Origin of the sequence: Microcystis sp. M53602_WE12, from assembly GCF_030065455.1 — a bacterium.
GTDB lineage: Bacteria > Cyanobacteriota > Cyanobacteriia > Cyanobacteriales > Microcystaceae > Microcystis > Microcystis aeruginosa.
In genome coordinates this window covers 1-6,608 of record NZ_JASJFB010000417.1, presented here as the reverse complement: position 1 = coordinate 6,608, position 6,608 = coordinate 1, and the positions used below count along the sequence as shown (strand labels likewise).

Here is a 6,608-nt window from a genome sequence, read left to right as displayed (position 1 = left end):
TGAAGAATATCCTTCTCTGAATCGCGAAGATATTTATGCCTGTATGCAATTTGCAGCAAGATTGATGGCGAATCACTATGAAGTCAGAAAAATTGCATGAATGGTTTTTTCTTCGATGAAAATTTACCAGCTAAAATCCTCTTCACTCCATCTTTACCAATCATTGATGTTTCGGTTTTAGGTAGAAGTCCAAGTGATACGGAAATTTGGCAATATGCAAAGGATAAAAAACTGGTTATTGTTACGAAAGATGCGGACTTTTCTGATAGACTAATGCTAGATTTTTCCCCACCCAAAGTAGTACATCTCCGTTTTGGCAATATACGAAAACGCTAATTTCATCAGTTTTTAGCTCGTATTTGGCCACAGATTGAAGCTTTGGTCATTGAACATAAATTAGTTAATGTCTATTTAGATAGAATTGAAGCATTTAGATAATTTTTCCTAACATTCATTGCGATATCGCTAAGGTGGGTAATGCCTGCCTTACTCTAGGGAAAGTCCAGTAATAATATCTTCTGGGGGAATCCCAGCTTGAATTAAATTGGTTGTTAATCCTTCTTCAAGATTATCATCTTCAATGACAATTTTATTTTTCAATAAACGAGCGTGAAATAAAATTGTATTAATCCATGCTTCTTTTTCCCAACCAGTCATAATTATTAAAAAGTTGCCTGATTCTGGATCACAAACTGGGGTAATTTTAAGGTTTTGTAATCGAGGTTGCATCGCCGATTCTTTTCTGATAACTTGAGTCAGAATATCGGCATAATTTACTGTGTTATCCATTCGACAATTATCTCCTTTTGAGGATTATAAATAATTAAATTGATTCTATTACGTTTAATAACCAGTTGGAAAATAGCTTTTTTGAAGTGTTTTAAATAAACCGCTTCACTAATGCCCAAAAAAAGTTTTCTTTCAGGTTCTTGTGAATCTAAAGCCCATTGGTATAATTGAAGTTGTCCTCTTGTTTTTTCTAATTCACTGATAACTGAAGGCGTATCAAAGTCTTTGATTTCTACAGCAATTTTACGATCTTCTTTTTCCGCAGCAAAAAACTTTTCTGCTCCTAAATCAGCTTTAAGCAAGGTTTTTTCTAAGGTTATAATTAAAGGATCATCAGTGATTTTCCAACCTTCTTTTTCTAAAGTATGACGTAATGATAAATGTAGATCGTCTCGTCTGGACATCCTTATAAACCCTGCTTAAGAGGTTCGTTTACTATTTTACTACAGTTCGCCCTAATTCGGATTTATTATGACTGAAAAAGCGGTAAGGTGGGCAATGGCCACCCTACTATTTCTATTTTCGCTTGGTCAGGCTAGAGACTAACCCTAATCCTCCTAATCCTAACAAGGCAACAACAGAACTCAGTGCAGATCTGGTAGGGTGCGTTCCCTCATGCAAGTCCTACCGCTGCAGCGATCAATTTTGGGGAACGCACCATGATCATTGATTCAAGTAAATGATAATAATCTAAAAACGTCTAGGCACAGCGACGGACGGGAGTGCGATCGCTTATGATCGAGTTGTAAATTTTTGTTACGAAGTGCAGTCAGATTGAACAATTGGTGTTGCATCCTTGGGGAAAGCTGATGTTATTTCGGCTGATTGTCAGGAATCCACAAAACGGGGTGATATGCGGAAACTTTCGGGGTTCTTCTAGGTTTTGTGTGATAAGTTTAACTTACATAGGATCGATCAATCTTTGTGTCCTCTGTGTCTTTGTGGTTCCTTCCATTCCCTCACTAAGGCGAATATATCTCAGAATACATTTTACCCACCAAATCCAAGAGAGCCGAAATCTCCATAAACTTCATTTAAAGTCCATCTGTCTAACCAATCACTGTACCAAACCGAGAGTTAGACTAATAATATCATTCAAGGTTGATGATAACGGTTCAGTGCAATCGCCCATCGACTCGGTCTGGGTTGACGCAACCTATCTTCAATAGGCTAGGTTGACGGCCAACGGTTGACCCGCTATCAGTTCTTCCAGCCTGTAAATTTAAAATAAGCAGTTGGTCAAAGCAGATCAATTACCGGTAAAACATTAAGGAAGGTAAATTTTCTTTGTGGGGGGAGGGCAATGTCCAAGCTTTTGCCAACACTTCCAGATGGCAAGGTCTGTGATTTCATAGACCAGAAAACCCGTAATGATACGCCCGAAGAATATGTTCGCCAGAACATCGAGCGTCGATTGGTGCTGGAATTGGGCTATTTGCCAGAACAGATCGAGGTTGAGTATCCAATTAAGCAGGGTAGTAAGACTGTTCGAGTGGATCTGGCTATTTTCCGTGAGGGGGATCAACACAATCAGGAAAATATTTGGATCATTATTGAGTGCAAAAAAGACTCAGTACCACCCTCAGCCAGTAAAGACGGAGTTGAGCAGCTTCGGTCATACATGGCGACTTGTGATAACTCTGAGTGGGGGATGTGGACAAATGGTAGGAAAAAGACCGTCTTGCGTCGAATTAGGACAGAGGAAGGCATTGAGTATGAAGAGCCTAATGATATTCCTTCTAAGAATGGTAATGTTGAGGAAGTTGATCGCCCAACTCGTGAGTCACTAAAGAATGCAGTTGGTGATAATTTACTGTTTTCTTTTAAGATTTGCCACGATCATATTTATGTAACGGATGGGCTACAAAAACAACCTGCTTTTTTTGAGCTTTTAAAGGTTATTTTTTGCAAGATTCATGATGAGCGTAATTTTCCTAATCCTTTAGAATTTTATGCAACAGCGAAAGAGAAAAAGAGTAATGATGGTCGGTTAACTGTTTTTAATCGCATTAGCAAGATTTTTAGCGCAGTTAAAAAGCAATACCCTGCTATTTTTGATGCTAATGATGAAATTAAACTTCAACCTCGTTCTTTAGCTTATATTATCGGTGAGCTTCAACGCTATAGCTTTCTGAGTACAAATATTGATGTTAAAGGGAAAGCCTATGAAGAACTGGTTGGCGCAAATTTAAGGGGCGATCGTGGTGAATTTTTCACACCTCGAAATGTGCAAAAAATGACTATTCGTATGCTGGAGCCGAAAGTCACTGATAAGATTCTCGATCAATCCTGTGGCACAGGTGGCTTTTTGGTAATTGCAATGAATGAGGTAATCAAAAAGTTAGAACTACAAGCAGGAGTAACTGAGCAGTCAGATCCTTGGATGCAAAATGCACTCAATTCTAAAATTCAAGAAACAGCTAAAATTAATTTCTTTGGGATTGATATTAATCCAGATTTAGTCAAAGCGACCAAGATGAATATGGTGATGAACAATGACGGCTCTGGAAATATTCTTAGACAAGATTCTCTGTTACATCCTCATCAATGGGAAGATAGTTTTCGGAAGCAATTTGCCACGGCTTTAGCTATCGATCCCAAAACTTTACGCAGTGAGAAAGATCTGGGTCATTTTGATGTAATTGCAACCAATCCCCCCTTTGGTTCAAAGTTACCAATTAAGGATGAAGAAACCTTAAAGCAATATCAGCTTGCCTATGTTTGGAAAGAAACTGAGTCTGGTTGGGAGCCAACAGAACAACTTCAGGGTTCTGCATCACCTGAGATCTTGTTTATTGAACGATGCTGGCAACTTTTGAAACCAGGGGGACGGATGGGAATCGTTTTACCTGATGCAATTTTGGGCGCTCCTGGATTGATTTATGTGCGGTATTGGTTAATTAAGCATTGCCGAATTGTTGCTTCGATTGACCTACATCCTGATACTTTTCAGCCTCACAATGGGACGCAAACTTCGGTTTTGATTCTTCAGAAAAAGACTGAAAAGGAAATCGCTCAAGGAACAATGTCTGATTATGAAATCTTTATGGCACAGGTGAAGGCGATCGGACATGACAAACGGGGTAACATCACCTACAGACGTAATGAGGAAGGGGAAGAGATACTGGTTCCAACTAATCCAGAGTCAATCCCTTTGATCGAGCGAACGGCAACGGGTGAAGGTGTGGCTAGACCGCTACCTCGTCAAAAGGTTGAGGATGATGATACGGATTTGGTAGCTAATGAGTTTATTGAGTGGAAGAAAAAGGTGGTACTAGGATGGTAACTTACGCTTTTAAATCTGATTACACGCCAGAGATACCTGATGATGAGTCGGAGAAACTATCGACGACGATCAAACTCAGTGAAGTCCTGGCTGCTGGTGTGCGTCTAGAGGCTTCTGCTTTTAGCATTGAGGCTCATAATGCAGTTACAGCTTTGACAAATAGTGGTTTACCTCTCATCCCACTTTATGGCAAGGAAGGTCTTTGTCAGGAAGCTCATAATGCTTTTCGCTTCAAGCGAATTTATGTAGATGCTGAACATGGCATTCCTTTTCTTTCCAGTTCTGACATTATTAGTTTGCGTCCAAGAATAGAAAATTATTTGAGTCGTAAATATACACAAAATCTATCTAAACTCTTAATTCAAAAGTGGGATATTTTAATTTCTTGTTCAGGAACTGTTGGTAATGTTAGTTTGGCGTGTGAAACACTAGCAGGGAAAGCTCTTTCACAAGACGCTATTCGACTTCGGGCAACTGATCCTGATCTAGCAGGTTTTATAGCAGCTTTTCTTCCTAGTCGATATGGTCGTCCTCAGCTTACTCAGGCTACCTATGGCTCAGTTATTGTTCACATTGAACCAGAGCATTTAGAACGAGTTTTAATTCCCGATTTGCCGCCGATTCGCCGGATTGAAATTGGTCGCTTGATGTGTAAAGCGGGAGAACTGCGTGATGAAGCAAATCATTTGTTAGATGAAGCCGATCGCCTTCTCCATGAACGTTTAAACCTACCCTATCTCAAAGATATTACTCCGCGTGGTAGTGCATCTTTTACGACTACGATCAAAGCTTCTCAACTCATGGGACGATTAGAAGCAAGTTTTCACAATCCCGAAGCGATCGCTGCTGAAAAACAACTAGCTCAGTTACCTGTTGAAATTACTAAAATTGGCGATCAGCGAATTACTAAAGAAGTTAGAGCAATTACAAAGTTTAGAGAACGCACTTATGTTGACAAAGGTGGTATTCCTATGCTTAGTAGTAAACAACTTTTTCAAGTCGATCCAATCGATGTTAAACGACTTGCCAAGGGCGCACATACCAAAGATTTACCTGAAATTCAACTAGAAGAAAACATGATCGCTGTTACTCGTTCTGGCACGATTGGGAAAGTACAGATTATTCCTAAATACATGGCAGCATGGACAGCTAGTGAAGATGCAACTCGGATTCTAGCATCTGATGATATTAATGCAGGTTATCTTTATGCTTGGTTAGCCTCAGATTATGGTTATTGCCTAATAACACGACAATCTTATGGTTCAGTTATTGTTCATATAGATCGAGAAATGCTTGCTTCTGTCCATATTCCATTACCTGAACCAAAGATTAGAAATGAAATTGGCGATCTAGTTCTCAAAGCTAACCAACTACGCGATCAAGCTTGGCGCAGTGAACAAGAAGCGATCTCTAAATTAGAAAAACTGATTTCTTCTAAATCAAATACACCTATGAATAATCAAACACCTATCGAAAGCTTCTCTTTCGCAAATATTAAATTTGACTATAATGCAGAACCAATCTGGGAATTAGCCGCCCGACTTTCTGCCAAAATCCCCAATGAAGAATGGGCAAAACTACCAAAAGACTTAGCCCAAAACTTTGACCATTATCAACAGCAACAGGATAGTTAGTGAGAGTCGTTTTCGCCGATACAGGTTATTGGGTTGCCCTTCTTAACCCCAGTGATAATTTGCATAAAAAAGCTGTTCAGCTATCAAAAACATTGCATCCCGTCTATATTGTCACCAGTGAAGCCGTCCTTATCGAAGTCTTAAACGACTTTTCTAAACGTGGTGAGTATTTCCGTGACTTAGCCATAGAGCTAACTCAAAATTTGCGTTCTAACCCCAATGTTCGTATTGTTCCCCAAACCAGTGAGCAATTTGAACAAGGATTAAGACTATATCAACAGCGTAAAGACAAAGCATGGAGTCATACAGATTGCGTATCTTTCAAAATAATGGAAGAAAATGGAATCAGAGAAGCACTCGCTTATGACAAACATTTTGCCCAAGCAGGATTCACCGCTCTGATGCGGAATTGTCGGGTATGAGTTCGGAAGTAACGCCCGATTTTAGCAGAGAGTTTCGCCTTAAAAATCCCAACTTAGTAGATTTAGAAAAATGAGATGCAGCCTTCGTTTAACTGAATATATCGGATATAATCAAAGACAGGTCATTGAACGTTAAAGAAATACCGTGAACATCAGCCTAGATCTACCTTCAGAGCTAGAGAATGAGTTATCTACAAAATCCTCCTAAAACAGGGCTGGAGCTAGTTGCTTATTGGGAAAGCGTTGGGTTTATTGGCTCCCGACCTGATATTATCGATAGTTAGGAGCAGTCAAGCAAATTGCGCCATGAAGCTGAAACCCGTGAGCAGGCTTAGGTAGGGTTTGCTGAATAAATCTAAAAACCTTGTTGGATAAGGCTTTTAGACTTTTTTTCCCTGAAAAAGTGCCTACCATTGGAGTGATTGGGGGGAAAATTTAGGGATTTTTTCCCTGAAAATTAGGTAATTGACCACCTGA

The 6,608-nt window shown here is 39.6% G+C and carries 6 protein-coding genes; 4 read left to right on the top strand and 2 right to left on the bottom strand.

The window, feature by feature from the left end; translation table 11 throughout:
- The first annotated feature begins 96 nt into the window (after positions 1 to 96).
- Entirely contained in the window at positions 97 to 336 is a 240-nt protein-coding gene (locus tag PX482_RS14095; RefSeq protein WP_288122573.1) for a DUF5615 family PIN-like protein, read from the top strand.
- A 150-nt stretch (positions 337 to 486) separates the two neighbouring features.
- Here the strand turns inward: PX482_RS14095 and PX482_RS14090 are convergent, their stop codons facing one another.
- Together PX482_RS14090 and PX482_RS14085 are read right to left on the bottom strand one after the other, a co-directional pair.
- Positions 487 to 789: an element excision factor XisI family protein gene (locus tag PX482_RS14090; protein ID WP_002757393.1), complete on the bottom strand. Its 303-nt coding sequence runs from the start codon at positions 787 to 789 to the stop codon at positions 487 to 489.
- A complete protein-coding gene (locus tag PX482_RS14085; RefSeq protein WP_002757391.1) occupies positions 774 to 1,193 on the bottom strand; it encodes a XisH family protein in 420 nt (139 codons plus the stop codon). Before PX482_RS14085 ends, PX482_RS14090 begins: the two co-directional genes overlap by 16 nt.
- Before the next feature lie 899 nt (positions 1,194 to 2,092).
- Between PX482_RS14085 and PX482_RS14080 the strand changes: the two genes are divergently transcribed.
- The 3 genes from PX482_RS14080 to PX482_RS14070 are packed head-to-tail and all read left to right on the top strand — an operon-like array spanning position 2,093 to position 6,131.
- Entirely contained in the window at positions 2,093 to 4,075 is a 1,983-nt protein-coding gene (locus PX482_RS14080) for a type I restriction-modification system subunit M (RefSeq protein WP_288095102.1), read from the top strand.
- Positions 4,045 to 5,709 carry a restriction endonuclease subunit S gene (locus PX482_RS14075; RefSeq protein ID WP_288095100.1) on the top strand — a complete coding sequence of 555 codons (1,665 nt, stop codon included), beginning with the start codon at positions 4,045 to 4,047 and terminating at the stop codon, positions 5,707 to 5,709. The genes PX482_RS14080 and PX482_RS14075 overlap by 31 nt, the downstream gene beginning before the upstream one ends.
- Positions 5,709 to 6,131 carry a type II toxin-antitoxin system VapC family toxin gene (locus PX482_RS14070; protein ID WP_002757383.1) on the top strand — a complete coding sequence of 141 codons (423 nt, stop codon included), beginning with the start codon at positions 5,709 to 5,711 and terminating at the stop codon, positions 6,129 to 6,131. Before PX482_RS14075 ends, PX482_RS14070 begins: the two co-directional genes overlap by 1 nt.
- The last annotated feature ends 477 nt before the right edge of the window (positions 6,132 to 6,608 follow it).